This window comes from Xanthomonas vasicola, assembly GCF_000772705.2.
GTDB lineage: Bacteria > Pseudomonadota > Gammaproteobacteria > Xanthomonadales > Xanthomonadaceae > Xanthomonas > Xanthomonas vasicola.
Genome location: NZ_JSBW02000027.1, coordinates 71,753 through 96,936, shown reverse-complemented (window position 1 = coordinate 96,936; position 25,184 = coordinate 71,753). Strand labels below are relative to the sequence as shown.

23 protein-coding genes and 2 pseudogenes are annotated in these 25,184 nt (G+C 62.4%); 13 read left to right on the top strand and 12 right to left on the bottom strand.

The window, feature by feature from the left end; genetic code table 11:
• Positions 1-158: 158 nt before the first annotated feature.
• Positions 159-425: a PDZ domain-containing protein gene (locus NX05_RS05930; RefSeq protein ID WP_039433685.1), complete on the top strand. Its 267-nt coding sequence runs from the start codon at positions 159-161 to the stop codon at positions 423-425.
• A 270-nt stretch (positions 426-695) separates the two neighbouring features.
• Here NX05_RS05930 and NX05_RS24750 read toward each other — a convergent pair.
• Positions 696-1,192: pseudogene (locus NX05_RS24750) on the bottom strand (DUF3060 domain-containing protein).
• Positions 1,193-1,440: 248 nt separating this feature from the next.
• A complete protein-coding gene (purB, locus tag NX05_RS05920) occupies positions 1,441-2,808 on the bottom strand; it encodes an adenylosuccinate lyase (RefSeq protein ID WP_039433687.1) in 1,368 nt (455 codons plus the stop codon).
• 163 nt (positions 2,809-2,971) lie between these two features.
• Between purB and NX05_RS05915 the strand changes: the two genes are divergently transcribed.
• Positions 2,972-3,955 carry a CAP domain-containing protein gene (locus NX05_RS05915; protein ID WP_080764631.1) on the top strand — a complete coding sequence of 328 codons (984 nt, stop codon included), beginning with the start codon at positions 2,972-2,974 and terminating at the stop codon, positions 3,953-3,955.
• A 10-nt stretch (positions 3,956-3,965) separates the two neighbouring features.
• Here NX05_RS05915 and NX05_RS05910 read toward each other — a convergent pair whose 3' ends face one another.
• Positions 3,966-5,288: a hemolysin family protein gene (locus NX05_RS05910; RefSeq protein WP_039433692.1), complete on the bottom strand. Its 1,323-nt coding sequence runs from the start codon at positions 5,286-5,288 to the stop codon at positions 3,966-3,968.
• A gap of 277 nt (positions 5,289-5,565) precedes the next feature.
• Between NX05_RS05910 and NX05_RS05905 the strand changes: the two genes are divergently transcribed.
• A complete protein-coding gene (locus tag NX05_RS05905) occupies positions 5,566-6,969 on the top strand; it encodes a class II fumarate hydratase (RefSeq protein ID WP_039433696.1) in 1,404 nt (467 codons plus the stop codon).
• Positions 6,970-7,096: 127 nt separating this feature from the next.
• On the opposite strand, the gene NX05_RS05900 is transcribed toward NX05_RS05905, so the two are convergent.
• From NX05_RS05900 to NX05_RS21895, 7 genes are all read right to left on the bottom strand, one after another.
• The gene (locus NX05_RS05900; RefSeq protein ID WP_010366424.1) at positions 7,097-7,519 is read right to left on the bottom strand and encodes a hypothetical protein; all 423 of its coding nucleotides are present in this window, start codon (positions 7,517-7,519) and stop codon (positions 7,097-7,099) included.
• A gap of 371 nt (positions 7,520-7,890) precedes the next feature.
• Positions 7,891-8,421 (bottom strand): DUF2884 family protein, encoded by a 531-nt coding sequence (locus NX05_RS05895; RefSeq protein ID WP_017112801.1) that lies wholly within the window; start codon positions 8,419-8,421, stop codon positions 7,891-7,893.
• Between the two features lie 31 nt (positions 8,422-8,452).
• Positions 8,453-9,271, bottom strand: a complete 819-nt coding sequence (locus tag NX05_RS05890; protein WP_039433698.1) for a DUF4097 family beta strand repeat-containing protein — start codon at positions 9,269-9,271, stop codon at positions 8,453-8,455.
• A gap of 10 nt (positions 9,272-9,281) precedes the next feature.
• On the bottom strand, positions 9,282-10,268 hold the full coding sequence (locus NX05_RS05885) for a hypothetical protein (RefSeq protein WP_010366429.1): 987 nt from the start codon (positions 10,266-10,268) through the stop codon (positions 9,282-9,284).
• Positions 10,265-11,140, bottom strand: a complete 876-nt coding sequence (locus NX05_RS05880; RefSeq protein ID WP_010366431.1) for an ABC transporter ATP-binding protein — start codon at positions 11,138-11,140, stop codon at positions 10,265-10,267. The genes NX05_RS05885 and NX05_RS05880 overlap by 4 nt, the downstream gene beginning before the upstream one ends.
• Positions 11,137-11,499, bottom strand: coding sequence for a GntR family transcriptional regulator (locus NX05_RS05875; protein ID WP_003483692.1), 363 nt, complete (start codon positions 11,497-11,499; stop codon positions 11,137-11,139). The genes NX05_RS05880 and NX05_RS05875 overlap by 4 nt, the downstream gene beginning before the upstream one ends.
• 2 nt (positions 11,500-11,501) lie before the next feature.
• Positions 11,502-11,750, bottom strand: coding sequence for a hypothetical protein (locus NX05_RS21895; protein ID WP_080764632.1), 249 nt, complete (start codon positions 11,748-11,750; stop codon positions 11,502-11,504).
• A gap of 134 nt (positions 11,751-11,884) precedes the next feature.
• Between NX05_RS21895 and NX05_RS05870 the strand changes: the two genes are divergently transcribed.
• From NX05_RS05870 to NX05_RS05850, 5 genes are all read left to right on the top strand, one after another.
• Positions 11,885-12,442 carry a glutathione peroxidase gene (locus tag NX05_RS05870; protein WP_039433701.1) on the top strand — a complete coding sequence of 186 codons (558 nt, stop codon included), beginning with the start codon at positions 11,885-11,887 and terminating at the stop codon, positions 12,440-12,442.
• Between the two features lie 90 nt (positions 12,443-12,532).
• Positions 12,533-13,504 (top strand): FKBP-type peptidyl-prolyl cis-trans isomerase, encoded by a 972-nt coding sequence (locus NX05_RS05865; RefSeq protein ID WP_026112517.1) that lies wholly within the window; start codon positions 12,533-12,535, stop codon positions 13,502-13,504.
• Positions 13,505-13,528: 24 nt separating this feature from the next.
• Positions 13,529-14,878 carry a UDP-glucose dehydrogenase family protein gene (locus tag NX05_RS05860; protein WP_039433703.1) on the top strand — a complete coding sequence of 450 codons (1,350 nt, stop codon included), beginning with the start codon at positions 13,529-13,531 and terminating at the stop codon, positions 14,876-14,878.
• Positions 14,871-15,107, top strand: a complete 237-nt coding sequence (locus NX05_RS05855) for a SlyX family protein (RefSeq protein WP_010380178.1) — start codon at positions 14,871-14,873, stop codon at positions 15,105-15,107. The genes NX05_RS05860 and NX05_RS05855 overlap by 8 nt, the downstream gene beginning before the upstream one ends.
• A gap of 18 nt (positions 15,108-15,125) precedes the next feature.
• The gene (locus NX05_RS05850; protein ID WP_338108264.1) at positions 15,126-15,860 is read left to right on the top strand and encodes a DUF2058 domain-containing protein; all 735 of its coding nucleotides are present in this window, start codon (positions 15,126-15,128) and stop codon (positions 15,858-15,860) included.
• A 109-nt stretch (positions 15,861-15,969) separates the two neighbouring features.
• Here NX05_RS05850 and NX05_RS24160 read toward each other — a convergent pair whose 3' ends face one another.
• A complete protein-coding gene (locus NX05_RS24160) occupies positions 15,970-16,245 on the bottom strand; it encodes a hypothetical protein (protein ID WP_146437804.1) in 276 nt (91 codons plus the stop codon).
• Between NX05_RS24160 and NX05_RS05845 the strand changes: the two genes are divergently transcribed.
• The 5 genes from NX05_RS05845 to NX05_RS05825 all read left to right on the top strand — a co-directional run bounded on the left by NX05_RS05845 (position 16,201) and on the right by NX05_RS05825 (position 21,871).
• Complete coding sequence (locus tag NX05_RS05845; RefSeq protein WP_164722220.1) at positions 16,201-17,046, top strand: transporter; 846 nt, start codon at positions 16,201-16,203, stop codon at positions 17,044-17,046. The genes NX05_RS24160 and NX05_RS05845 overlap by 45 nt on opposite strands.
• Positions 17,047-17,186: 140 nt before the next feature.
• Positions 17,187-18,362 (top strand): LacI family DNA-binding transcriptional regulator, encoded by a 1,176-nt coding sequence (locus NX05_RS05840; protein ID WP_039433711.1) that lies wholly within the window; start codon positions 17,187-17,189, stop codon positions 18,360-18,362.
• A gap of 13 nt (positions 18,363-18,375) precedes the next feature.
• Positions 18,376-19,686 (top strand): L-fucose:H+ symporter permease, encoded by a 1,311-nt coding sequence (gene fucP / locus NX05_RS05835; protein ID WP_039433714.1) that lies wholly within the window; start codon positions 18,376-18,378, stop codon positions 19,684-19,686.
• Positions 19,683-20,669: a carbohydrate kinase family protein gene (locus NX05_RS05830; RefSeq protein WP_039433717.1), complete on the top strand. Its 987-nt coding sequence runs from the start codon at positions 19,683-19,685 to the stop codon at positions 20,667-20,669. The genes fucP and NX05_RS05830 overlap by 4 nt, the downstream gene beginning before the upstream one ends.
• Positions 20,666-21,871, top strand: coding sequence for an AGE family epimerase/isomerase (locus NX05_RS05825; protein ID WP_039433720.1), 1,206 nt, complete (start codon positions 20,666-20,668; stop codon positions 21,869-21,871). The genes NX05_RS05830 and NX05_RS05825 overlap by 4 nt, the downstream gene beginning before the upstream one ends.
• 427 nt (positions 21,872-22,298) lie before the next feature.
• Here the strand turns inward: NX05_RS05825 and metH are convergent.
• A pseudogene (gene metH / locus NX05_RS05820) lies at positions 22,299-25,061 on the bottom strand (methionine synthase); the annotation flags it as partial.
• Positions 25,062-25,184: the final 123 nt, after the last annotated feature.

Below are 25,184 nucleotides of genomic sequence, written 5' to 3'. Positions count from 1 at the left end.
ACACTGCGGCATCGCAGTCTTGGTGTGCTGCTCCCTCGCTTTGGAAACCGGGTGCATGAACCGTCGGACACTGCTGCAGCTGTTGTTGAGTGCGACGTGGGAGTGCACGGCGCCGTGCAGGCCGCCGATGACAAGGCTGGTTCGGCCTGAGTTTCGCGGTGGAAAGCGAGGGATTTTCGTTCAATCCCACGCTGACCTCGGTCACGATCGATTCGGTAAAGCTGGCCTCGCCCGCAGCCACAGCGGGGCTGCAGGTGGGTGATGCGATCGTGTCCGCACAAGGCATCACGGTGGCTGGAAGCAAGGCCGATGTGCTAAAGCAGGCCGTCAACCGCAAGGTCGGGCAGACCCTGCTGTTCGTGATCGTGCGCGGTGCAGCCAAGCCGCGCGAAGTGACGCGGGTGGCCGCCCGGCGGCCCGACTGACGCGCTAGGAACGGCTTAAACGTGGCGAGCCCTCGTCAGGTGGCTGCGTGCGGGCATGCAGGAACCGCAATGTACGAGTGGTTCCTCCGAATTGCGAGCGCCGGCCGCGCCAGCCTGGCGTGTACGCAGTGGGTTGTTAGTCGCACTAAATTCGCATCGTTTGTAAAAGCAATGCCTGCTGGCGTTGCGTGCAGTGCGGTCATGCAGCGACGTGCAGACGGCTGATCTGGAGCGCGTACGCCTGCATTGGCGCGCATCACAGCCGACAGATCACATCACCTTGTTATCGCGGCCGCGGTCGTCCAGCGCGGGCTTGCTGGATGGGTTGACGGTGTTGTCGTTGCCGGAAAACCGCACCTGCTTCATTTCGCGCGCCAGCACAAGATTCTTGTTGCCCTGGATATCCACACTATCAACATGGGTCAGATTGAGCGTGTTGTCGTGACCGGTCACGCTGAGCTGGCCAAGTTGCTTGTTGAGCACCGTGAAGTTGCTTCTTTCCAGGCGAATGCTGCGCGCGGTGTCCAGATTCATGGCGCCACGCGAGGCGGTGCTGGTGACCATGCCGCACTCGCCGTGCAGGATCCATTCGCTGTCATTGCGGTCAGCCGGACATCCTTGCCGGCGCAGTCTGCGCCGCTGGCAGGATCGGTCAACGTTGACGAGACCGCCGACAGCGCCTGCGCGGCAGGGCCGTCGCCGCCGCATCCGCTCAGTGTAAAGACGCTTGCCAGCGTCAACAGCGAAAGTGGGTGAGTGACAGGCATCGCCGATCTGCTGATCAGTTAATCCGGCACGGTAGCAGTCCGCTCGGTCACCCATGTGCAGGCCAGCGTCCGCTGTCCAGGCCGGTAGCGAGGCATGACGCATGCGCCGCGACGTGTGCCGCGGCGCAGGTGTCACTGATTTCGACGGTGCGTCATCGGCATGTGGTGATGCCGATGCCATCTCGTTGATGATCGTCGATGAGCTGATCCACACGGCAAGCCCACAGAGGGCTTGCGGGCGGGTCAGTTCAGATCGCGCGCGCCAGCTGTTCGGCCAGGCCGGTGTAGGCGCCTGGAGTGAGCGCGCGCAGGCGCTGCTTGTCGTCTTCCGGCAATTGCAGGCTTTCCACAAAGGCCTGCATCGAGGCGGCGGTGATGCCCTGGCCGCGGGTCAGTGCCTTGAGTTGTTCGTACGGGTTGGGCAGGCCGTGGCGGCGCATCACCGTCTGCACGGCTTCGGCCAGCACTTCCCAGGCCGCATCCAGGTCGGCATCCAGACGCTCGGGGTTGACGGTCAGTTTGCCCAGTCCCTTGGCCAGCGAATCCAGTGCAACCTGGGTGTGGCCGAACGCGGTGCCGAGCGCGCGCAGCACGGTGGAATCTGTGAGGTCGCGCTGCCAGCGGCTGATCGGCAACTTGGCGGAAAAATGCTCGAACAGCGCATTGGCGATGCCGAAATTGCCTTCGGCATTTTCGAAGTCGATCGGGTTGACCTTGTGCGGCATGGTCGAAGAACCGACTTCGCCCTCTTTCAGCTTCTGCTTGAAATAGCCCAGCGAGATATAGCCCCAGATGTCGCGTGCCAAGTCGATCAGGATGGTGTTGACGCGACGGCTGGCATCGCCGATTTCGGCCACATTGTCGTGCGGCTCGATCTGGGTGGTGTAGGGGTTGAACACCAGGCCCAGGCTCTCGACGAAACGCTGTGCGAACGCCGCCCAGTCCAGGTCAGGGTAGGAGACCAGATGCGCGTTGTAATTGCCGACCGCGCCATTGATCTTGCCGGTCAGCTCGACCGCGGCGATCTGCTTGCGCTGGCGCTCCAAGCGCGCGACCACATTGGCGATTTCCTTGCCCAGCGTGGTGGGCGAGGCGGTCTGGCCGTGGGTGCGCGAGAGCATCGGCTGGCTGGCCTGGGCGTGGGCGAGGCTGCGCAGCGCGGCGGTAATGCCGTCCAGGCTGGGCAGCAACACCGCGTGGCGTGCCTGCTCCAGCAGCAAGCCGTAGCTCAGGTTATTGATGTCTTCGCTGGTGCACGCAAAGTGCACGAATTCCAGCGCCGGGCCCAGCTCGGCGTCGTCCTTGAGCTGCTCCTTGATGAAGTACTCCACCGCCTTGACGTCATGGTTGGTGGTGCGTTCGATCTCTTTGACCCGCGCGGCATGGGCAACGCTGAAATCGTCAGCCAGCGCGCGCAGGCGCTGCGTGGCAGCCGCCGAGAACGGCGCCAGCTCGGCGATCCCCGGCTCGGCCGCCAGGGCCAGCAGCCATTCGATTTCGACCTTGACCCGCGCCTTGATCAGGCCGTATTCGGAGAAGATCGGGCGCAGCGCATCCACTTTGGAGGCGTAGCGGCCGTCGAGCGGGGACAAAGCGAGCAGGGCGGAATCCGACATGGGCAAGAGAGGCAGCGGTGACCGTGGGGCCAATATTCTACGCCGCCGGCGCTGCAGGCAGGCCCGGTGAGCTGCAAGTGGGTCGCCAAGTCCACGCCAGCGTGGGCTGAATGGCGGGCTACCTACGCAGCAGAGGAGCCCGATATAGCGCGATCTGCACTTTATGGTAGAGCTCCCCGCGCTGTTCCGGCCTGCCATGCGCCCGATCTTCGCTCGCCTCGCCATCGCGATCTTGCCCGCCGCGCTGCCCGCCGCCGCGCAGGAGGCCGACTTCGCGGCGCAGGCGGCGGCGCTGTATCGCACCCCGCCCGCGATCGCCGGTTGCCGTGCCGGCGATCTGCAGCCGGCGCAGCGACAACGCGTGCTGGCGCTGATCAACGACATCCGTCGGCTGCACGGTCTCGACGCGGTCGACTACGACCCGGCAGCCGAGCCCGAAGCCACCCAGGCCGCCTTGGTCATTGCCGCCAACGGCCGCCTCAGCCATACGCCGACGCCAGACTGGCGCTGCTATTCCGACATCGCGGCCAAGGGCGCGCGCCGTAGCCTGATCTATGGCGGGGTCAGTTCGCCGCTGCTGGGTTTCTCCAGCCCCGAACAGATCGTGATCGAATGGCTGACCGACGCCAACAATGTCAGCGCCGGTGGACTGGGGCACCGCCGTTGGCTGCTGGATCCGTTTCTGCAACGCGTGGCCTTCGGCATGGTGGCTGGTCGCGACGGCGCTGCGTTCAGTAGCGGCGCCGCGCTGCGCTTCGCTCCGGCGGTCGGCGTCGCGGCGCGGACGCGTGCCGATTTCATCGCCTGGCCGATCGGTGAGTACCCACGCCGTTACCACGCCGACGATGCACTGTTGTCGTTCACCGCCTTGCCGGACCGCAATCGCAAGTTCGCCAATCGCGATGTCGACTACGCCGAGGCGCAGGTGCAGATTAGCGAGCGCGGTGGACGCCAGCTGCAGGTGCGCAACCTGAGCGACGACCACGAGGGTTTCGGGGTGCCCAATAGCCTGCAGTTCCGGGTGCCGCGCTTGCAGCCGGATGTGATCTACGACGTGACCATCCGCGGGGTGCGCTTCGGCGGGCAGTCGCGCGATTACCGCTATTGGTTTCGCCTCGGCGATTCGCCTCGCGCGTCCGTCGACTGAATCGACGGCATCATCCGGCCGGGGCGTCAGCGTCGCCCACCGGACGCACGGTCACTGCCTGGATGCGGTGGCCGGCCATGCGTCGCACAGTCAATAAGTGGCCATCCACCTCCAGCGTTTCGCCCTCCTCGGGCAGCCGCTGCAGCTGATACAGAATCAGCCCGCCGACCGAATTGACGTGGTCCGGCGCGCTCAGATCCTGGCCGAGCAAGCGTTCCAGGCGGAAAATCGACGTGCTGCCGGCGACCAGTAGCGAGCCGTCCTGGCCACGGATCGGGGCATCGCGCACCACGTGGCGATGCTCGTCCTCGATCTCGCCGACCACCACTTCCAGCAGGTCCTCCAGGGTGAAAAAGCCCAGGATGCGGCCTTCTTCTTCAACGCACAGCGCCAGATGGGTGGTGCCGGTGCGGAATTGCTCTAACGCGCTGGGAATCGGCGTTTCCAGAGTCAGTACGGTAGGTGGCCGCAGCAAAGGGCGCAGATCGTCCAGGTCCTGGCCGCGTGCCATCGTCACCAGCAGGTCCTTGGTGTGCAGGATGCCCAGCACCTGTTCGCCATCGGCATCGAACCAGGGGTAGCGGCTGTAGCGCGACTCACTGAATTCCGCCAACACCGCTTGCAGATTCATGCCTTCGCGCAGGCTGCGCATATGCTCGCGCGGACGCATCAGATCGCCGGCCACCAAATCCGGCAATTCCAATGCGTGGCTCATCAAGGCCAGGCCTTGGTCGGACCTGGCCGCGTTCGGGTCCTGGCGGCCAACGATCAGCATCAGCTCTTCTCGCGAATAACGGTGCGAGTGATGTCCCGCATCGCCCCAGCCGAGCAGGCGCAGCAATCGATTCGCGCTGTTATTGAGCACCCAGATCGCCGGATACATGGCCCAATAAAAAACGTAGAGCGGCGCAGCGGTCCACAGCGACATCTGCTCCGGCCGGCGAATCGCCATGGTCTTGGGCGCCAATTCACCCAGCACGATGTGCAGGAACGAAATCAGGCTGAAAGCGATCGCCAGCGCAGTGAATTGTGCCGCTTCCGGCGACAGGCCCAACGTATCGAAGACCGGTTGCAGCAGATGCGCGAAAGCCGGCTCGCCGACCCAGCCCAGTCCGAGCGAGGCCAGCGTAATACCGAGCTGGCAGGCCGACAGATACGCGTCCAGATGTGCGTGCACACCAAGCAGCAATCGCCCGCGCCAGCCGTTGGTTTGCGCCAGGCCCACCGCCTGCGTGTGCCGCAGCTTGACCAGCGCAAACTCGGCGGCAACAAAAAATCCATTCAACAGCACCAGCAACAGCGCCACGAACAGCAGCAGAACGTTACCTAACATGTCCGCCTCCGTGCGCTCTGAAAGCGCTGCTTCTGCGCGCCAATGCACGCCTAGCGGCGGTGCGGTATTGCGCGGACATGGAGTTTGCGTATCTACAGTCAGGCTCGTCGCCCATGGCGGCTTGGTACCTCGTATTGATCAGCATGCAGCCTAGCGGACGGCGCGCGACGACATCGTCGCAACGCGCCGAGCGAGTATCGTAGACAGCCACGCCAGCGTGGGTACGCCCGCTGCCAGCCATCCATCACCACAAACCAACCATGTGCGGAGAGTGCAGATGAGCGAACGTTTCAGGACCGAACACGACAGTATGGGCGAACTGCAAGTGCCCGCCGATGCGTTGTGGGGCGCGCAGACCCAGCGGGCGGTGCAGAATTTTCCGGTGTCCGGGCAGCCGATGCCGCGCGGTTTCATCCGCGCACTGGGCTTGATCAAGGCAGCGGCGGCCGGCGTCAATGCCGAACTTGGATTGCTGCCGAAATCGATCGGCAAAACCGTGCAGACCGCTGCGTTGCAAGTGGCCGAGGGCAGCTTCGATACGCAGTTTCCCATCGATGTGTACCAGACCGGTTCGGGCACCTCGTCCAACATGAATGCTAATGAGGTGATTGCCACATTGGCCACGCGCGCTGGCAAGGACGCGGTACATCCGAACGATCACGTCAATCTGGGACAGAGTTCCAACGACGTGATTCCCACTGCCATTCGCGTGTCGGCATTGCTCGCTGTGCAGGAACACCTGCAGCCGGCGCTCAAGCATCTGCGCAAGACCATCGACAAGCGCGCGAAATCGCTGGACAAGATCGTCAAAACCGGCCGCACACATTTGATGGATGCGATGCCGCTGACCTTCGGACAGGAGTTCGGTGCATGGTCAGCGCAGCTGAGTTCGGCGCAGGAGCGTCTCGACGATGCGCTGAAGCGGTTGCGGCGGTTGCCGTTGGGCGGCACCGCGATCGGCACCGGCATCAATGCCGACCCGCGTTTCGGTGGCAAGGTGAGCAAGGCCTTGTCCAGCCTGAGTGGGGCCAAGTTCGAGAGTGCGGAAAACAAGTTCGAAGGGCTCGCTGCGCAGGACGATGCGGTGGAATTGTCCGGCCACCTCAATGCGCTGGCGGTGGCACTAATCAAGATCGCGAACGATCTGCGCTGGATGAATGCCGGCCCGTTGGCGGGCCTGGGCGAGATCGAATTGCCGGCGTTGCAGCCGGGCAGCTCGATCATGCCGGGCAAGGTCAATCCAGTGATTCCCGAAGCCACCGTGATGGCGTGTGCGCAGGTCATCGGCTACCACACCGCGATCACCGTGGCCGGGCAGACCGGCAATTTCCAATTGAACGTGACGCTGCCGCTGATCGCCTACAACCTGCTGGATTCGATCACGTTGCTGGGCAATGTCTCGCGCCTGCTGGCCGACAGGGCGATTGCCGGGTTGAAGGTGCGTCAGGAGCGTGTCCGCGAGGCGCTGGACCGCAATCCGATCCTGGTGACCGCGCTGAATCCGATCATCGGTTACGAAAAGGCCGCGGCGATTGCCAAGCGTGCCTACAAGGAGCAGCGTCCGGTACTCGACGTAGCCAAGGAAGACAGCGGCCTCAGCGAAGCGGAGCTGCGGCGATTGCTTGACCCGGCCGCGTTGACGCGTGGCGGTATCCAGGCCGGCGGTGGTAGCGGCGGCTGATCACTGCTGCGTGTGTAGGAGCGCACATGTGCGCGACGGGGCATCATCGATAACGCCCTGTCGTGCGCAAGCGCGCTCCTACGCGGCCTTGCGCGAATCCGCGATTTTCGCGCTGCTTCGCTACTACTCAGTGACGCTCGGCCTGCACGTTACCAAAACTCTCGCGATATGGCTGCAGCGACGGAATTTCATCCAGCAACTCGCCACTGAGCTTCTGGATTTCCGGCGTGGCGGTCAGCTTGATCGACTTGTAATCCGGATCCGGTCCAGCATCGTTGACCGCCTGCTGACGCAACATCTGCAGGTGGCCGAACAGCAGTTGCAACTTGGCGCGCGTCGGCTCCTTCTGGGGCAGCGCGATGTCGTCGATCTTGAGCGTGCCGTCGGGGGTGATTTCAGCGTTGGCAGCCGGCGGACGGCGGATCATTACCGATTGCGTGGTGATCGCAACGCGCGGCTTGCCGCGTTCGGCGCGGCGGGACGATTGATCGCCACAGGCGGCGAGCGTGCACAGCAGCAGCGCCATGCAGAGCATCACGAACTTGTTCATGGGGTCGATGGAGTGAGGGAGAGCACACTAGTGTAATCCCGCTCCGGTCTGCGGATTGGCTAAGTGCCAGCGGAGTGCGCGCCAAAATGTCGCAGGGCGTTGCCCGCTTGGTTGCCATGTATGCAGTCTCGCGCCGCTGCGCTTCCCCGACGATCACGATCGAGTGTCGACGATTGATCAGCAGCTGCGCAGGCCCTAGTCCATACGCAGTCACCGAACCGCCGTGTTTGGAGCGGCTTCCAAACAGTAGCGAGCAGTCGCAGCTTTGCGTGGACAGCGCGCTCGTAGACGCAGTGTACGAGCGGTCTACGCCGCACCGGACACCCGGCCGCGCCCGCCTGACGGTGAGCGCAGTCGTATTGCTAACTGCTCTACTTACGGCAGTCGTCGATGTCGTGCTGCGTCAGGCTCGAATACGGCGCAAATGCCGGCACAAGTTGCGCAGCTGCATCCTGTGCGGTACGCAAGCTGGCCAACTGATCGCAGATCTGCATGGCACTGTTCTTGAAGGTATCGGCTTGGGCTTGGATCTTGTCGCCGATCTGATCGGAGTTGCCACTAAGCACGCCCTTGATTGCTTCGCCCGCCGCATGTGCGCCAAATGCCGCGCCCTGGGTGCCGATATCGATGCCCTTCTTGGCCACGCCCTGCACCTGCGCGTAGTAATCGCGCATGGCCTTATGCTGCGCCTCGTTCAAATCCACCGGCTTGCCGTCGATGCTGAGCGCGCCATCTACACTGATCGTGGCCGCGGGCAGGCCATCGCGTTTGAGCGTCAAGCTCTTGCCATTGAAGGTCACGCCGGCACTGTTGGCCTGGCCGGAGACGTTGACGGTGGGTTCGGACTTACCGCAGCCCACCAGCAACACGCTCATCACTACCGCTGAAACAAGTAATTTCATCAGCAATTCCCCCGAAATCTGAAAAGAGTCGTCATTTGTCTGCCGGCACCCGCGTGCTGCCGGTGACATCGCTTACATTGATATCGCCGCTGCCTTTGCGCGCCACGCTCAGATCACCGCGCACCTTGCGCACATTCAACGTGCCGGAAGCGACCGACTCCACGCTGACGTTGCCTTGCACATCGCGGATATCGACATCGCCCGAGCCGATCGTGCCGAGCTTGATGTTGCCTGCGACACCGTGCAGCTCGACCTCGCCAGATTGCACTTTCGCCACCTCTGCCGCGCCGTGCACCTCACGCGCCTTGAGATCGCCGGAGCCCACTGCCAACACGCGCAGTGCGCCCAGATCTTCCAGCTCGACATCGCCGGAGCCGACCTTGGCGGTCACGCGGCCCTTGGTGTGACGCATCGTCATGTCGCCGGAGCCCACGTCGGCGCTCACTGCAGCGGCCCCGTTGATCTGCGCATCGCCGGAACCCACGTCGAATTGCACCAGCATCGTGTTGGGCACGCTGCCGCGCAGATCCAGGTAGGAATAGCTGTTACCGAAGGAAAACCGGCGGTCATCCTTCAAGGTCACCACCAGCTTGTCACCGACGCGCTTCTGGGTGACGGTCAGGCTCTTGAGCAACTCCGCCCTGGCAGCACAGGCGCGCCCGCTCAGTTTTCCGCTGCTGCTCGCTGACGCGTCCAGATGCAGGTCGTTGGAGGCGACCTCGAACAGCACCGACTTCACGCCGGTCAGCTGCAAGTCCAGGCTACGCGGTTCGGAGACTTTGCACTGCTCCTCTGCCGCTGCGGCAAAGGGCAGTGCGAGCAAAATGGCAAAGCTCAAGGTCGGGCGCATGGGATGTCCCTCAGGCTTCGGCGCGCCGACGGCGCAGGTAGATGGAAGCGGCGATCAAGGCGATGCCAATGGCTGCGCCAATCCAGATGTCCGGGCTGCCATAAACGAGCGTGCTGTTGGTGTGCTGCAGCGCCCACTGCACCAAGTCGCTGGGGTTTTGCAGCGCGCTGCTGTCCAGAGTGCCGCTGACGGCAAGTGGCGACCAGGTGCCGGGCAGGGCGCTGAGCAGGCCGCGGTAGCCGACGATGTACCAGATCCAGCCGATCGGCAGCGACACGCCCGGCATCGCCGAAAGAATGCTCAGCATCACGCAGGCCAGTAATGGAAACAACACCGCCCACAGGAACGGCTTGCTGTTGGCCCAGGCCGAGCAGAACATCAGCCAGCCCACGGTCGGCAGTGCCCACAACAGGCTCATCGGCACGGTTTTCAGCAATAGCCACAGCAGCGAGAACGGGTGCGAATGGGTTGCCAATGCCCAAGGGCTGGGCACGCCGGCAATCAAAGCGCCCACGATGGCGATCAACCACAGTGCCAAGCCGACTGCCGCACCAATCACGATGGAGATCAGCGGCGCCAGCAGTAATGCCCAGGCGGCTTTTGACAACACCGTCTGCAGGTCGGACACCGGCAAGGATTTCCAGAACAGCACGCTGCGGTCGCGGCGGTCGTCGTACAGGCTGCCGAGTGCGTAGAAAAACACCACGAATGCGAGCACCACCGAGGCGATCCCGATGCCGCCCAGCAACAGGCCGTCGCCAACCTGGCCCAGCGTGCGCGTGTATTCGGCCAGATCGTCCATGTTGATGCTGTCGCCGACCATGTTGCGGCGTGCACTGATTGCACCGATCACCGCGCCCAGCAGCGCGAAGAACACCGCGATGCCACCGGTGATGAATTGGGCCCACACGAAGCCGCCACGGTGCTCCCAGTACTCGCGTTTGAGCAGCCAGGCGAAGGTGCGTGCGGGTGAAGCTTGGTTGGTCACTGCATTCATGCGTAGGTCCCCTTCATGACCGCAACGAACAGGTCGGCTAGGCCGGGATTGCGGGTTTCGCCGAAACGGGCGAGCTGCGCTTTCGGCGCGCCATCGAACAACATCACGGTCTTGCCGAACGGCAGGCTGCGCTCGTCGACCGGCTTCAAGCCGCGCGCTGCATCCAGATGGTCGGCACCGACCAACACCTCGGTATAGCGCTCGGAGACGCTTTCCATATCGGCGGTGAGCACGATGCGGCCGTCGCGGATGAACATCACATCGGTGAGGATGTGTTCGATCTCTTCGACCTGATGCGTGGTGACGATGATGGTCTTTTGCTCATCGAAGTAATCCTCCAGCAGGCGCTGGTAGAACTGCTTGCGGTAGAGGATGTCCAGGCCCAGGGTCGGTTCGTCCAGCACCAGGATGCGTGCGTCGATTGCCATCACCAGCGCCAGATGCAGCTGCACGATCATGCCCTTGGACAATTCGCGCACCCGCGATTTGCGGTTGAGCTGGGTGTTGGCCAGGAAGCGCTCGCACTTGGCGCGGTCGAAGCGCGGATGCACGCCGGCGACGAAATCGATCGCTTCGCCAACCCGCAGCCAGCGCGGCAGCACCGCGACGTCGGCGATAAAGCAGACCTCATTCATCAGCGCGTTGCGCTGGGTCCGCGGATCCATGCCCAACACGCGCAACTCGCCATCGAAATCGGTCAGCCCCAACACCGCCTTGAGCGCGGTGGTCTTGCCGGCACCGTTGGGGCCGATCAGGCCGATGATGCGGCCGGCGTCGATGGTGAAGCTGGTGTTGTCCAGCGCGAGCCGATGCTTGTAAGCCTTGCGCAGGCCACGTGCGTCGACCACATGGTCGGAGGAGACGGCGGTCATGGTGTTTTTCCCTGTGGCAACAGATCGTCGATGGACAGTCCCAGGCGCTGGATCCTTTCCAGCACCGCGGGCCATTCTTCATTCAAGAAACGCTCGCGTTCGCTGCCACGCAGTTTCTGTGCGGCTTCCGGGGTCATGAACATGCCCAGACCGCGGCGTTTCTCCACCAGGTTCTCGTCGGCCAGTTCTTGATAGGCGCGCGAGACGGTGATGGGGTTGAGTTGGTAGTCGGCGGCCACCTGGCGTACCGAGGGCAGTGCATCGCCGGGCTTGAGGATTCCATCGAGCATCATGGCAATTACCCGTTCCTTGAGTTGGCGGTAGATGGGAGCGCCGTCGCTCCACTGAATGTCATTCATGATCAGCTCCGTGGGCGCAGGGCTTGCGCGAAGGAGAAATAGGGCATCGACAGCGAAGCGCGCACATGCCGGCCAGGCCGCGAACGCGCTTCGGGGGGAGTTGTCGCGTTTTCCGTAACCGCCTCCGAGGCGCCATAATCAGCGCCGGACTCCGTCACCTGACTGGAAGCGGCTCCCAGGCAACCAATGGCAAACAGGGTGCTGCCGAACAGCAACAGCGGAACTGGTCGCGTAAAGCGTGTGCTGTTCATGCTTTCCCCCTGCGTTGGATGACTGGTGTTGTATTCAACTATAACACCGACACGGAGGCAGTCAACTGTTTGTCATCCCCAACTGATGGCACCTCCTCACCGGTGCGCCGCCCCAACTCTCCAAGGCATTGCTCATGTTGCTCAATCGTCTGCTAGCTATTGTATTGACTGGCTTTTTTGCAACCTCGGCGCTTGCCGCTGGCACTCCAGTGCTGGATGTCGACTACCGGCCGCTGGCCGGCAAGGCGCCAATCAACCTGAACCGTACCTACGGCGGCAAGGTCGTCATGGTGGTCAACACGGCCAGCAAGGGCGGCTTCACCCCGCAATACGAAGGCCTGGAAGCGCTCAATCAGCGTTTCGGCAGCCGCGGCTTCACCGTGCTGGGCTTTCCGTCGAACGATTTCCAGGGCCAGGAACCCGGATCTGAGAAACAGATCCAGGAATTCTGCACGCTGACCTATGGCGTCAAGTTCCCGATGTTTGAGAAGGTGCATGTGCTGGGTGCGCAGGCAACGCCGCTGTATCAGCGCTTGACCCAGGTCACCGGCGTGGCGCCGGGCTGGAACTTCCATAAGTACCTGATTAGTCGCGATGGTCGCGTGGTTGCGCAGTTCCCCAGCAAGATCAAACCGGACGATCCGAGCGTGCTGGCAGCAATCGAACGCGAGCTCAAGGCGCCGTCGCGCTGAGTGCAGCGCTCGCATCGCCGCGCGCGCATGCGACAATACGCATTCAGCGCCATCGGTGGCGTGTCTTTTCACTTTTGGGAACTGCATCGAATGAAGATGGGAAAGCGCGGCGCGGCGGCGTCGTTACTGATGGTGGCAATGTCGGCATCGATGCCGGCGATGTCGCAGCAACCGGCCGCAGCGGCCACCAAGGAGAAGCCAGCTTTGAATGCATCGTCTGAGAAGAGCACGCGCGAGAACGTCAGCTACGCCATCGGTATGGACGTGGCACGTTCGTTCGAGCCGATTGCTCAGGACATCGATGTGAACGCGATGCAACGCGCCATCGAAAATGCATTCAAGGGCGGCAAGCCGTTGTTGTCAGATGAGCAGACTCAGGCCACCGATACCGCATTGCGTACCGCGCTCGCTGCCCGTAACGGCCAGCAAGTGCCTGGCATGGCGCCGGGCGCCGCGCCGGCCGCACCGTCCAAGGAAAATGTTGGCCTGATGCTCGGCGATCGCGCGGTCGGTCCGTCGCTGGCCGGCATCAAGGACGAGATCGATCTGTCGATCCTGATGGAAGCGGTGCGTACCGTGTTCGCCAAGGGCACCACGCGTCTGACCCAGCAGGAAGCGATGGCCACCATGCAGGCATTCGCCTCTGCCAAGCAGGGCGCTGCCGGTGCCAAGAATCGCGAAGAAGGCAACGCCTTCCTTGCCAAGAACAAGACCGAGAAGGGCGTGATCACGACCGCGTCTGGCCTGCAGTACATGGTGTTGCGCCAGGGCAGCGGCGAGCGCCCGATGCGGACCAACAAGGTGCGTGTGAACTACGAGGGCAAGCTGCTCAACGGGCAGGTCTTCGACAGTTCCTACCAGCGCGGCCAGCCGGCCGAATTTGGTCTGGATCAAGTCATTCCCGGTTGGACCGAAGGCGTTGCGTTGATGCCGGTCGGTTCGAAATATCGTTTTTGGATTCCATCCAACCTGGCCTATGGCCCGAACGGCACGCAGGGGGGGCCGATCGGACCTGACGCAACGTTGACGTTCGATGTCGAACTGATGGGTATCCTTCCCTGATCCCCCACAGGAGTACCCCCACCCATGCGAGTTGCGATCTTTGGTACCGGTTATGTTGGTCTTGTCACCGGAACCTGTCTGGCCGAAGTCGGTCATCACGTTATCTGTGTAGATATCGATCAGGCGAAAGTTGATGGTCTCAATCGTGGGGTGATTCCCATCTATGAACCCGGCCTGGAGCCGATGGTGAAAGCCAACCACGCCTCTGGCCGGTTGCGCTTCACCACCGATGCTGCCGAGGCGATTGCGCACGGCGAAATCACCTTTATCGCCGTGGGCACGCCGCCGGACGAAGACGGCAGCGCCGACCTGCAGTACGTGCTGGCTGTTGCACGTACGGTCGGTCGCCATATCGATGGGCCCGCGGTTGTGGTGAACAAGTCCACCGTGCCGGTCGGCACCGCCGACAAGGTGGGCGTGGCAATCCAGGAAGAACTGGACGCGCGTGGCGTGGACCATGAATTCGACGTGGTTTCCAACCCTGAGTTTCTCAAGGAAGGCGACGCGGTAGCCGACTGCATGCGTCCTGATCGCATCGTGATCGGTGCCAAGAAGCCGGCGGCCATTGCGCGGATGCGGCGTCTGTATGCACCGTTCAATCGCAACCGCGATCGGATTGTGGAAATGGACGTGCGTTCGGCCGAGCTGACCAAGTACGCGGCGAACGCGATGCTGGCGACCAAGATCAGTTTCATGAACGAGATCGCCAATATTGCCGAGCGTGTCGGTGCGGACGTCGAGCACGTGCGGAACGGCATTGGTTCGGATCCGCGGATCGGCTGGCACTTCATCTATCCCGGCGCTGGTTACGGCGGCTCGTGCTTCCCGAAGGACGTGCAGGCACTGGCCAAGACGGCCGAGCAGTACGGCATGCAGCCGACCCTGCTCAACGCAGTGGAAAGCGTCAACAACGCGCAAAAGGGTCATCTGTTCGAACTGGTGCAGCGTCATTACGGCACCGAAGGCACTGGCAGCGTGGCCGGCAAGACGTTTGCGGTGTGGGGCCTGGCGTTCAAGCCCAACACCGACGACATGCGTGCCGCGTCCAGCCGCCGCTTGATGGAGCAGTTGTGGGAAGCCGGTGCAACCGTGCGTGCCTACGATCCGGAAGCCACCCATGAAGCCAAGCGCATCTTCGGCGAGCGCGACGATCTGACCTTCTGCGAGGATGCTTTCTCCGCACTGGAAGGCGCCGATGCACTGGTCGTGGTCACCGAGTGGAAGCAGTTCCGCAGCCCGGACTTGGGCAAGATCAAGCAGGCCTTGAAGGACGACGTCGTGTTCGACGGTCGCAACCTGTACGACCCGCAGGAAATCGAAGCCGCAGGTCTGGCGTACTACGCCATCGGACGAGGCCGTTCGTTGCATGCATGAGCAACTCTCGCCGCGCGACCAGGCACTGGAAGCGCGGTTGGTTGAACTGGAAACACGCCTCTCCTTTCAGGAGCAGGCGCTCAACGAACTGAGTGAAGCACTTGCGGACGCCCGTTTGACGGGCGCCCGCAATGCCGAACTGATCCGCCACCTGCTCGAGGATTTGGGCAAGGTGCGCTCCACGTTGTTTGCCGATGCAGCGGACGAACCGCCGCCTCCGCACTATTGATTGCAGATTGCCACCGCCATGAGCGATACATTACGTGACCAGTTGCTTGGGTTGGGCTTCAAGTCCACGCCCAAGCCCGAACGCAAACCCGACGCACGGCCTGCCGCGCGTGCGCATGGCAACGGTGGCAAGCCAGGACCCGGCGGCAATCGGCCGGGCCAGGGCAGGGGACCGCAGCGGCCGCATGCCGCTGCGGCGGCCGACGGCAATGGCGAGCGCAAACCCAATGGCAGGCCCAAGCCTCGGCATGACGGCAAGCCCGGCGTAGCGCCGCGCCCGCAGCATGCCGCTGCAGACCGTCGTGGTCCCAGGCCGGCACGCACCCGCGAAGATATCGATCTGGCCAAGGCCTATGCGATCCGTGCGCAGCGCGAGAAAGACGAGCGCATCGAAGCCGAGCGAGTGAAGCAGGAAGAAGCACGCCTGCGTCGCGAAGCCAAGGCAAAGCTCGAAGAGCTGGTGAAGGACAAAGGTTTGAACGATGCCGCTGCGGATATCGCCCGGCACTTTCCGTATGGCGGCAAGATCAAGCGTATTTACGTCAACGCCGATCAACTCAAGGCGCTCAACGCCGGCGAGCTGGGCGTGCTGCAACTCAACGGGCGCTATGTGCTGGTAACTGCCGAGGTACTCACCGAAGCCGAAACGGTGTTCGCCCCATCGGTCGCCTTGAAAGTGGACCCGAACGCACCGGCGGGAGACGACCCGTACGCAGACCCCAAATATCAGGTTCCTGACGACTTGGTCTGGTAAGACTGCACTACCTTGAGTGTGTTGTGAGTGGGCGCCTGCGGGTGCCCATTTTTGTTTGCGTGTCACCGAAAGTCAGAAGGGGCGCAACAGAGCAGCGTCATCACGTGCATCAATCTGTCGGGCGCAGCACGCGTGCGGTGTTGTCGAGCAGGGTTTCCCCTTGAATGTCATCAAGGCGCACCACAGCCGGTAACCCGCGAAAAAAAGGGAAAACAATAGACAAGGGGCCGCTATACAAGCCGGTCACGGCCAGCGCGGCACCATGCGTGCCTCTGCTGGTCGATGCAGGCAGGATTATCTTGCTGTGGCGTCGCCCCTTCTTGCTCGCTCCGTCCTGCCAATGGTGCTGCGTATGTCCATATCGTCGAAATCCTTGAACTCCCATGTCGATGGATTTTTGGAAGCTCGTGCACTTAGTGGCATGCGTGTGCAGGCGACAGGCCGAACGGTCTCGACCGCTGTAGCGCTCGCATTGTGTCTGGCTAGCGGCCACGTCGCGGCACAGGCAGACGATGCACCGGCATTCGATCGCCCGGGTATTCCCTTCTCGGCGGAGGTATTGCAGCCAGGTGGGTTTGCCTGGGAACAGGGCTTGCCGGATGCGAGTGCCGATCGCAGCGACGGGCAGCGCACCAGCCAATACACCGCCGATACGCTGCTGCGGCTGGGGCTGTTCCAGAACGTCGAGTTGCAGCTCGGGAGCGACAGCTATAACTGGCAGCATGGCGGCGGCGCGCGGGTGCGTGGTGGTGGCGACAGCAGTATTGGCTTGAAGGTGGTCTTGCCGTCGCGCTCGGACAGTTTCCATTGGGCTGCGCTGGGCACCTACAGCGTGCCGACCGGCAGCCCGGCCTTTAGCGAGGGCTATTCGCGCGAACTCGGTGTGACCGCGTCCTGGGATCTGCGGGAGCAACGCGCTATCGCGATGTACGTCAATTACGCGCGCGACGATGAGGGCCACACCTTGACCTTCGCGCCCAATTACACGTTTTTTTCCGGCGATCATTTCAGCAGCTACGTGGAAGCGGGGTTCGATACCGGCAGCGAGCAGTCGCGCGTGGCTGGCGTCGGCGGCGCCTGGCAGCTGCCGCATGCGATGCAGCTGGACGTGTCAGTATTGCGCGGACTGACGTCGGAGAGCCCGGATTGGCAGGGCGGAATCGGGGTGTCGATCGCGTTCGAATGAGCGCGAGGAAGCTGTGGCAGCCGCGGTCACTGGTCGAGTCGAGTTTGACGTTGGTGTTCCTGCGGTTGCTCGATTGTCTATGTTGCACTGCCGCATGCATTGATTGCGCAGAAAAGGCCTAATTGGATCGATCCAATTTGATGCCAATGCATGCGCATTTCTTTCACCGCAAGGCTTGCCACATGACGCAAGCCGAGCCGACATCCGGGGCGACTGAAGACATCGACGCGTTACGTGTGCGTCGCGGTGCGGTGACCTTGCGCGATATCGCAGGGGCCATTGGTGTGTCGCGGGCGACAGTGTCGCTGGTGCTGCGCGGTAGCCCGCTGGTGCATGCAAGCACGCGCGCGCGGGTGGAAGCCGAGCTGGATCGGCAGAATTACGTCTACAACCGCGCCGCGGCGAATTTGCGCCAGCGCACCTCGTCCAGCATCGCGTTGGTCATCAATGATTTGTCCAACCCCTTTTTTGCCGAATTCGCTGCCGGTGTCGACGAGGCATTGGGCGTGGCGGGTTATGTGACCTTGCTCGGCAGCACTGGCGAATCGACGCAGCGTCAGCAGGCCGTGCTGACCTCGCTGATGGAGCACACACCGGCGGGCATCATCCTATCGCCAGCCGAAGGTAGCCAGGCGCAGGCACTCGGCCAGGTACTCGGCCGCCAACGTAACGTGGTGCTGTTCAACCGCGAGGTAGAAGGGGCGCAGTGGGATCTGCTGGCGTTGGACAATGCGCAGGGCGCGTTTCTGGCGTGCACGCATCTGATCGCGCAAGGGCATCGGCGCATTGTGTTTTTTGGTGGGCATGCTGCATCTAGCTCCTGCCGCCAGCGCCGCGCCGGCTACGCGCGGGCGATGCAAGAAGCGGGCTTGGAAACCCACTACGTCGAGTCGGCCCCCAATCGCCAGGACGCTGCACTGTGTGGCGTGCGCTTGCTAAGCAGTGAAGCGCACTCGGCGACTGCTGCGGTCTGCTACAACGATAGCGTTGCGCTGGGCTTGATGGCCGCGTTGGCGATGCAAGGCATCATGCCGGGCCGTGACTTTGCGGTGACCGGTTTCGACGACATCGCCGAAGCAGCGTTGTTCACGCCTGCATTGACCACGTTGGCCGCAGACCCGCGTGCGCGTGGCAGACAGGCTGCGCAACTGGTATTGCAGCGGATCGGCAGCCCCGAACTCGCCGCGCAGCAGTTGACCGCAGCAGTCGCCCTGAAAATTCGCGCAAGCAGCGCCTGCGCGCCAGCAGCGCAGATGTCATCACCTCCCCCAAGCAGTCCATCCGCCCATTCCCCCACCAAGGCCTCAGGCCGCTGACCAGGCAACTCCTATGGTTTCCCTTTCCACGCAATCCTCCGTGTCCAGCGGCAACAAGGCGCCCGTCAATAACGGCGTCGCGTCGTCGGTGGTGACCACGATCTTCTTCATGTGGGGTTTTCTCACCTGCCTCAACGACATCCTGATTCCGCACTTGAAAGCGGTGTTCGAGCTCAACTTCGCGCAGGCGATGCTGGTGCAATTCACCTTCTTCGGTGCGTACTTCCTGATGTCGCTGCCGGCCGGTTGGTTGGTAAATCGCTTGGGCTACAAGCAGGGCATCGTGGCCGGGTTGACAGTGGCGGCGGTGGGCGCGCTGGGCTTCTGGCCGGCGGCGGAATTGCGCGTGTACGGTGCTTTCCTCGGTGCACTGTTCGTGCTGGCCACCGGCATCACCATCTTGCAGGTCGCTGCGAATCCCTACGTCGCCTTGCTGGGTCCAGAGCGCAGTGCTTCCAGCCGTTTGACGCTGGCGCAGGCGTTGAACTCGCTCGGCACCGCAATCGCGCCGCTGATGGGTGGCTGGTTGATCCTGTCCAACACGGTGATGAGTGGCGATCAGCTCAAGGCGTTGCCGGAAGCCGAGCAACTTGCCTATCGCGTGCAGGAAGCGCAAGCCGTGCAAGGCCCGTACATCGGGCTGGGCATCGTGTTGTTCCTGCTGGCGATCTTCGTGTTTCTGTTTCGTCTGCCGGCATTGACCGATGCAAGCGCACAGAAGGACGAGAGCAAGCATTCCTTGCTTGATGCCTTGCGTCATCCCCACGTGCGCTTCGGTGTGCTGGCGATCTTTTTCTATGTCGGCGCAGAAGTGGCGATCGGCAGCCTGATGGTCAATTACTTCTCGCTGCCGCAGATCGGCGGTTTCACCGAGCGTGAGGCGACCAAGTATGTGTCGGCCTACTGGACGCTGGCGATGATCGGCCGCTTCATTGGCTCGGCACTGCTGGCTAAATTGTCGCCGCGCGTATTGTTGTCGGTGTTCGCTGCGATCAATGCGGTATTGCTGGGGTTGACCATGGCCAGCGGCGGCATGCTGGCAGTGTATGCGCTGGTGGCGATCGGCCTGTTCAATTCGATCATGTTCCCGACTATCTTCACCCTGGGCATCGAGCGGCTGGGTCCGTTGACCGGTCGCGCGTCGAGCCTGTTGATCATGGCCATTGTCGGCGGCGCCATCGTGCCGTATCTGCAAGGACTGCTCGCAGACAGCATTGGCTTGCATGAGTCGTTCGTGCTGCCCCTGCTGTGCTACCTGTACATCGTGTTCTACGGTATCTGGGGCTCGCGTTTGCGCGGCGCACTGGCGGAGGCACGCGCATGAGTGCGAGCAAGCATCAGGTGGTGTGTTTCGGCGAAGCGTTGATCGATATGCTGGCGTTGCCGCAGGCCAGCCCGGACGAAGCGCGGACCTTCGCGCAATATGCCGGCGGTGCGCCGGCCAACGTCGCCGTTGCGGTGGCGCGCTTGGGTGGCGCTGCACATTTCGTCGGCATGCTCGGGCGCGACATGTTCGGCGATTTCTTGCTGCAGAGCTTGCAGCAGTCTGGCGTGGTGACTGATGGCATTGTGCGCACCGATCAAGCCAAGACTGCGTTGGCCTTCGTTGCACTGGACGAAGCGGGTGAGCGCAGTTTCAGTTTCTACCGTCCGCCGGCAGCAGACCTGTTGTTCCGCCCCGAGCACTTCGCTGCGGATGGGTTTACCCAAGCCGCGGTATTGCATGTGTGTTCGAACAGCATGACCGAGCCGGAGATTGCGCAATGCACGCTCGACGGCATGCGCCGTGCGCGCGCCGATGGCGCCATCGTCAGCTTGGATCTCAATCTGCGGCCGATGCTGTGGCCGCAGGATGTCGACCCGGCGCCATTGCTGTGGGAGGCGCTGGCGCTAGCCGATGTGGTCAAGCTCTCGCGCGAAGAACTCGACTATTTGGCGGGGACGCTCGATGGCGATGCCAGTGCGGTGACGCAAAAGCTGTGGCAGGGCAAGGCCAGCTGGTTGCTGGTCACCGATGGTGGCGGTCCGGTGCATTGGCAGACACGTACCGATTCCGGCCAGGTACCTGCCTTCCGCGTGCAGGTGCGCGACAGCACCGCTGCCGGCGATGCGTTCGTGGGTGGCCTGCTGTATCAGCTTGCCGTGCGCGCATCTTCGCTGGAGCAGCTATGCGGCGATCCGGCGGCAATCAACGAGGTGATTCGTTTTGCTGCAGCTGTCGGTGCGTTGGCGGTGACACGCAAGGGCGCGTTCGCTGCGATGCCGAGCGTCGATGAGGTCCATTCTTTGATCCAGGAACAATCATGAGCCGTTTGCCTGCAACACCTGCACCCGATTTCCGTTCGGCTGACGTCTTGCGCCAGCACATCGCCGACACCATGGCGTTCTACCATCCGCGCGCGATCGATCCGGCGGGCGGGTTTTTCCAGTACTTCCGCGATGACGGTTCGATCTACGATGCCGGGCATCGGCACCTGGTCAGCAGTACGCGCTTCGTTTTCAACTACGCGATGGCCTACCGCGAGTTTGGCGATGCGGCGTATCTGCAAGCAGTGCGCCACGGGCTGGACTATCTACGCAACGTGCATCGCAACCCACAAACCGGCGGTTATGCGTGGACGCTGCGCGATGGCGTAGTCGAAGACGACATGAATCACTGCTACGGCGTGGCCTTCGTGCTGCTGGCGTATTCGTGTGGTTTGAAGGCCGGCGTCGATGAGGCGCGTGCGTGGATGGACGAAACCTGGCAGCTGCTGGAAAAGCACTTCTGGGAAGCGGAGTTCGGGCTGTATCGCGACGAAGCCGACGCGCAATTCAACTTCACCAGCTACCGTGGCCAGAACGCCAACATGCATATGTGCGAGGCGATGATCGCCGCGTACGAGGCTAGCGGCGAGCAGCGTTATCTCGATCGCGCACTGGTGCTCGCGGAGAACATGACCAAGCGCCAAGCGGCCAAGGCCGATGGGTTGGTGTGGGAGCATTACGACCTGCAGTGGAATATCGATTGGGAGTACAACCGCGACAATCCCAAGCACTTGTTCCGTCCGTGGGGCTTTCAGCCGGGCCATCAGACCGAGTGGGCCAAGTTGCTGATGCTGCTGGATCGCTATGCGCCGGCCGACTGGTTGCTGCCGACCGCGCAGCATCTGTTCGATGTGGCAGTGGAGCGTTCATGGGATGCGCAGCGCGGCGGGCTGTATTACGGCTTCGATCCTGACGGCAAGGTCTGCGACGATGACAAGTATTTCTGGGTGCAGGCCGAGTCGCTGGCTGCCGCTGCATTACTGGCTCAGCGCAGCGGCGATGATCGTTACTGGCAGTGGTACGACAAGCTATGGGCCTATTCGTGGGCGCACATGATCGACCATCAGTACGGTGCGTGGTATCGCATTCTGGATGCGGACAACCGCAAGTACAGCGATGAGAAAAGCCCGGCGGGTAAGACCGACTACCACACGATGGGCGCGTGCTACGAAGTCTTGAACGTGTTGCGGCCGGCGGCGTGATCCGATGAGGTCGGCGGGGGTGTGCTGACTTTTGAGTCTGGATCGCCGGGTTTTGCCCGGCGATCTGTTTTCAGCATCCTTATATGTACGCCTATTTGAAAGCTATGTGCGTCGAGTTCGGTCGTAGCGTCGTTCGGATGCAGGCGAAAGCGTGAGTCAGTCGCTTGGGTCAGTTGAGGGCGCGATGCCCTCACCGCTCGCGACACGCCGTAAATCCGTCCGTGGGGCCATGGCGGCATTCATGCCGCCATGGCCCCGCAATCGGGGCGAGTGCAGTCACTGCACCGGCATCACCGCAATCACCGCACCCGATAGTTGTTGGTAGCTTTACTGAAAGCTATGCACACCAGTCATCTCGACTGGTGCCTGCTTACTCATCGTGTGTCCTGCGATGGTGGGCTTGCAGCCCAGCCGCAGGTAGTCGCTCTTATTCCGGGTCGTAATCCAGATTCGATGCCAGCCAACGCTCGGCCAATGCGAGCGTGATGCCTTTGCGCTTGGCGTAGTCAGCGACCTGTTCCTTGCCCAAACGCCCCATCACGAAGTACTGGCTCTTGGGATGGCTGAAGTAATAGCCGGAGACCGCGGCGGTGGGCAGCATCGCGAAGCTTTCGGTCAGCGACATATCGGCGTTGCACTCGGCATCGAGTAGATCGAATAACGTGCGTTTTTCGCTGTGTTCGGGGCAAGCAGGGTAGCCGGGCGCCGGACGAATGCCGCGATAGCGCTCGGCGATCAAGGCTTCGTTGTCCAAGGTTTCATCGTCGACATAGCCCCAGAATTCGGTACGCACGCGTTGATGCAAACGCTCGGCCAATGCTTCGGCCAGTCGGTCGGCCAACGCCTTGAGCAGGATGGAGTTGTAGTCGTCGTGCGCGGCTTCGAAGCGGGCCACATGCGGATCGATACCGATGCCGGCAGTGACGGCGAATGCACCGATCCAGTCCTGCTTGCCACTGCTTTTCGGCGCGATGAAGTCAGCTAGGCAAAAGTCGGGACGGTCGACAGGCTTGTCGACTTGTTGGCGCAAGAAGTGCAGTAGCTGTCGGGATTTGGAATCTGAAAGTGGGGGCCAGCTTTGCTGTTGCGAATCCCCAATCCCGACTAACGAATCCCGGTGGTCCGTCAGGACCACCTCGACATCATCTCCGACACTGTTCGCCGGCCATAGCCCGAACACGGCTTTAGCCGTGAGCCACTTTTCATCGACGATGCGCTTGAGCATGCGGCGTGCGTCGCGATAGAGCTCGCTGGCCTGGGTGCCGACGATCTCGTCGCTGAGAATCGCGGGGAATTTGCCAGCCAGTTCCCAGGCCTGGAAGAACGGCGTCCAGTCGATGAGGTCGATCAGTTCCTGCAGCGGATAGTCATCGAACACGTGGATGCCTGGCTGTCGTGGGGCAGGCGGGGTGTAGGTCTCCCAATCGCCATCAAAGCGCTGCGCACGGGCTTTTTCCAGCGACACCAAGCGCTTTGCGTCGCCGCGATTGCGATGGCGTGCGCGGATTTCGGCGTAGTCGGCATCGTTGGCGGCAACGAAGGCCTGGCGTAGGTCGCGCGAGATCAGCGATTGCGCCACGCCCACCGCACGCGATGCGTCCTTTACCCACACGGTGGGCGCGGTGTAGTGCGGGTCGATCTTCAATGCCGTGTGCGCGCGTGAGGTAGTCGCGCCGCCGATCAGCAACGGAATCTCGAATCCCTGCCGCTGCATCTCGCGCGCGACGTGCGACATCTCTTCCAGCGAGGGCGTGATCAGTCCGGAGAGTCCGATCAGGTCCGCGTTTTCTGCGCGCGCGCGGTCCAGGATGACCTGCGCCGACACCATCACGCCCAGATCCACCACGTCGAAGTTGTTGCACGCCAACACCACGCCGACGATGTTCTTGCCGATGTCGTGCACATCGCCCTTGACGGTGGCCATGATGATCCTGCCGTTGGACTTACCGACATCGCCGGTACGCAGTTTTTCCGCTTCGATGTACGGCAGCAGATACGCCACCGCTTTTTTCATCACGCGCGCTGACTTGACCACCTGCGGGAGGAACATCTTGCCGGCGCCGAACAGATCGCCGACCACGTTCATGCCGTCCATCAGCGGGCCTTCGATCACGTCTAGCGGGCGTGTGGATTGCTGTCGCGCGTCTTCGGTATCGGTTTCCACGAATGCGTCGATGCCGTGCACCAGCGCATGCGCCAGGCGTGCGCGGACCGGCTTGTCGCGCCAGGCCAGGTCTTCGACTCTCGCCGTGCCTTTGGCGCCCTTGTAGCGCTCGGCGACTTCCAGCAGGCGCTCGGTGCCGTCCTTGCGTCGGTTGAGGATGACGTCTTCCACACGTTCGCGCAGTTCCGGGTCCAGCTCGTCGTAGATCGGCATGCCGCCGGCGTTGACGATGCCCATGTCCATGCCGGCCTTGATCGCATGGAACAGGAACACCGAGTGGATCGCCTGGCGCACGGTTTCGTTGCCACGGAACGAGAACGACACGTTGGAAACGCCGCCGGAAACATGGCAATGCGGCAGCGTGTCCTTGATGATGCGGGTGGCTTCGATGAAGTCCACTGCATAGTTGTCGTGTTCTTCGATGCCGGTGGCCACCGCAAAGATGTTCGGGTCGAAGATGATGTCTTCCGGCGGGAAACCCACTTGCTCGGTGAGCACCTTGTAGGCGCGCGTGCAAATCTCGACCTTGCGCGCGCAGGTTTCGGCCTGGCCCGCTTCGTCGAAGGCCATCACCACCGCGGCGGCACCGTAGCGCAACACCTTGCGCGCGTGCTCGATGAACACCGCTTCGCCTTCCTTGAGCGAGATGGAGTTCACCACGCTCTTGCCTTGCAGGCACTTCAATCCGGCTTCGATCACGCTCCATTTGGAAGAATCCACCATCACTGGAATGCGCGCGATATCCGGCTCGGACATGATCAGGTTGAGAAAGCGCGTCATCGCTTTTTCAGAATCGATCAGGCCTTCGTCCATGTTGACGTCGAGGATCTGCGCGCCGCTGTCCACTTGCTGACGCGCGACCTCCACCGCTTCCTCGTAGCGTTCTTCCTTGATCAGTTTGCGAAACTGCGCGCTGCCGGTGACGTTGGTGCGCTCGCCGACGTTGACGAACAACAGGTCCGGCGTAATGACCAACGGCTCAAGGCCAGACAGACGGGTGTAGCGGGGAGTACTCATGCAAAGCCCATGCGGATAGAGGCCTGCGCGGGCCGCAGGGAGAAACGCTGTAGATGTAACGCACCAACCACCTTTGGATCAGCGTTGGGCCCTACAGGTGCATGCGACAAACGCGACCCACGGTGTAGGTGC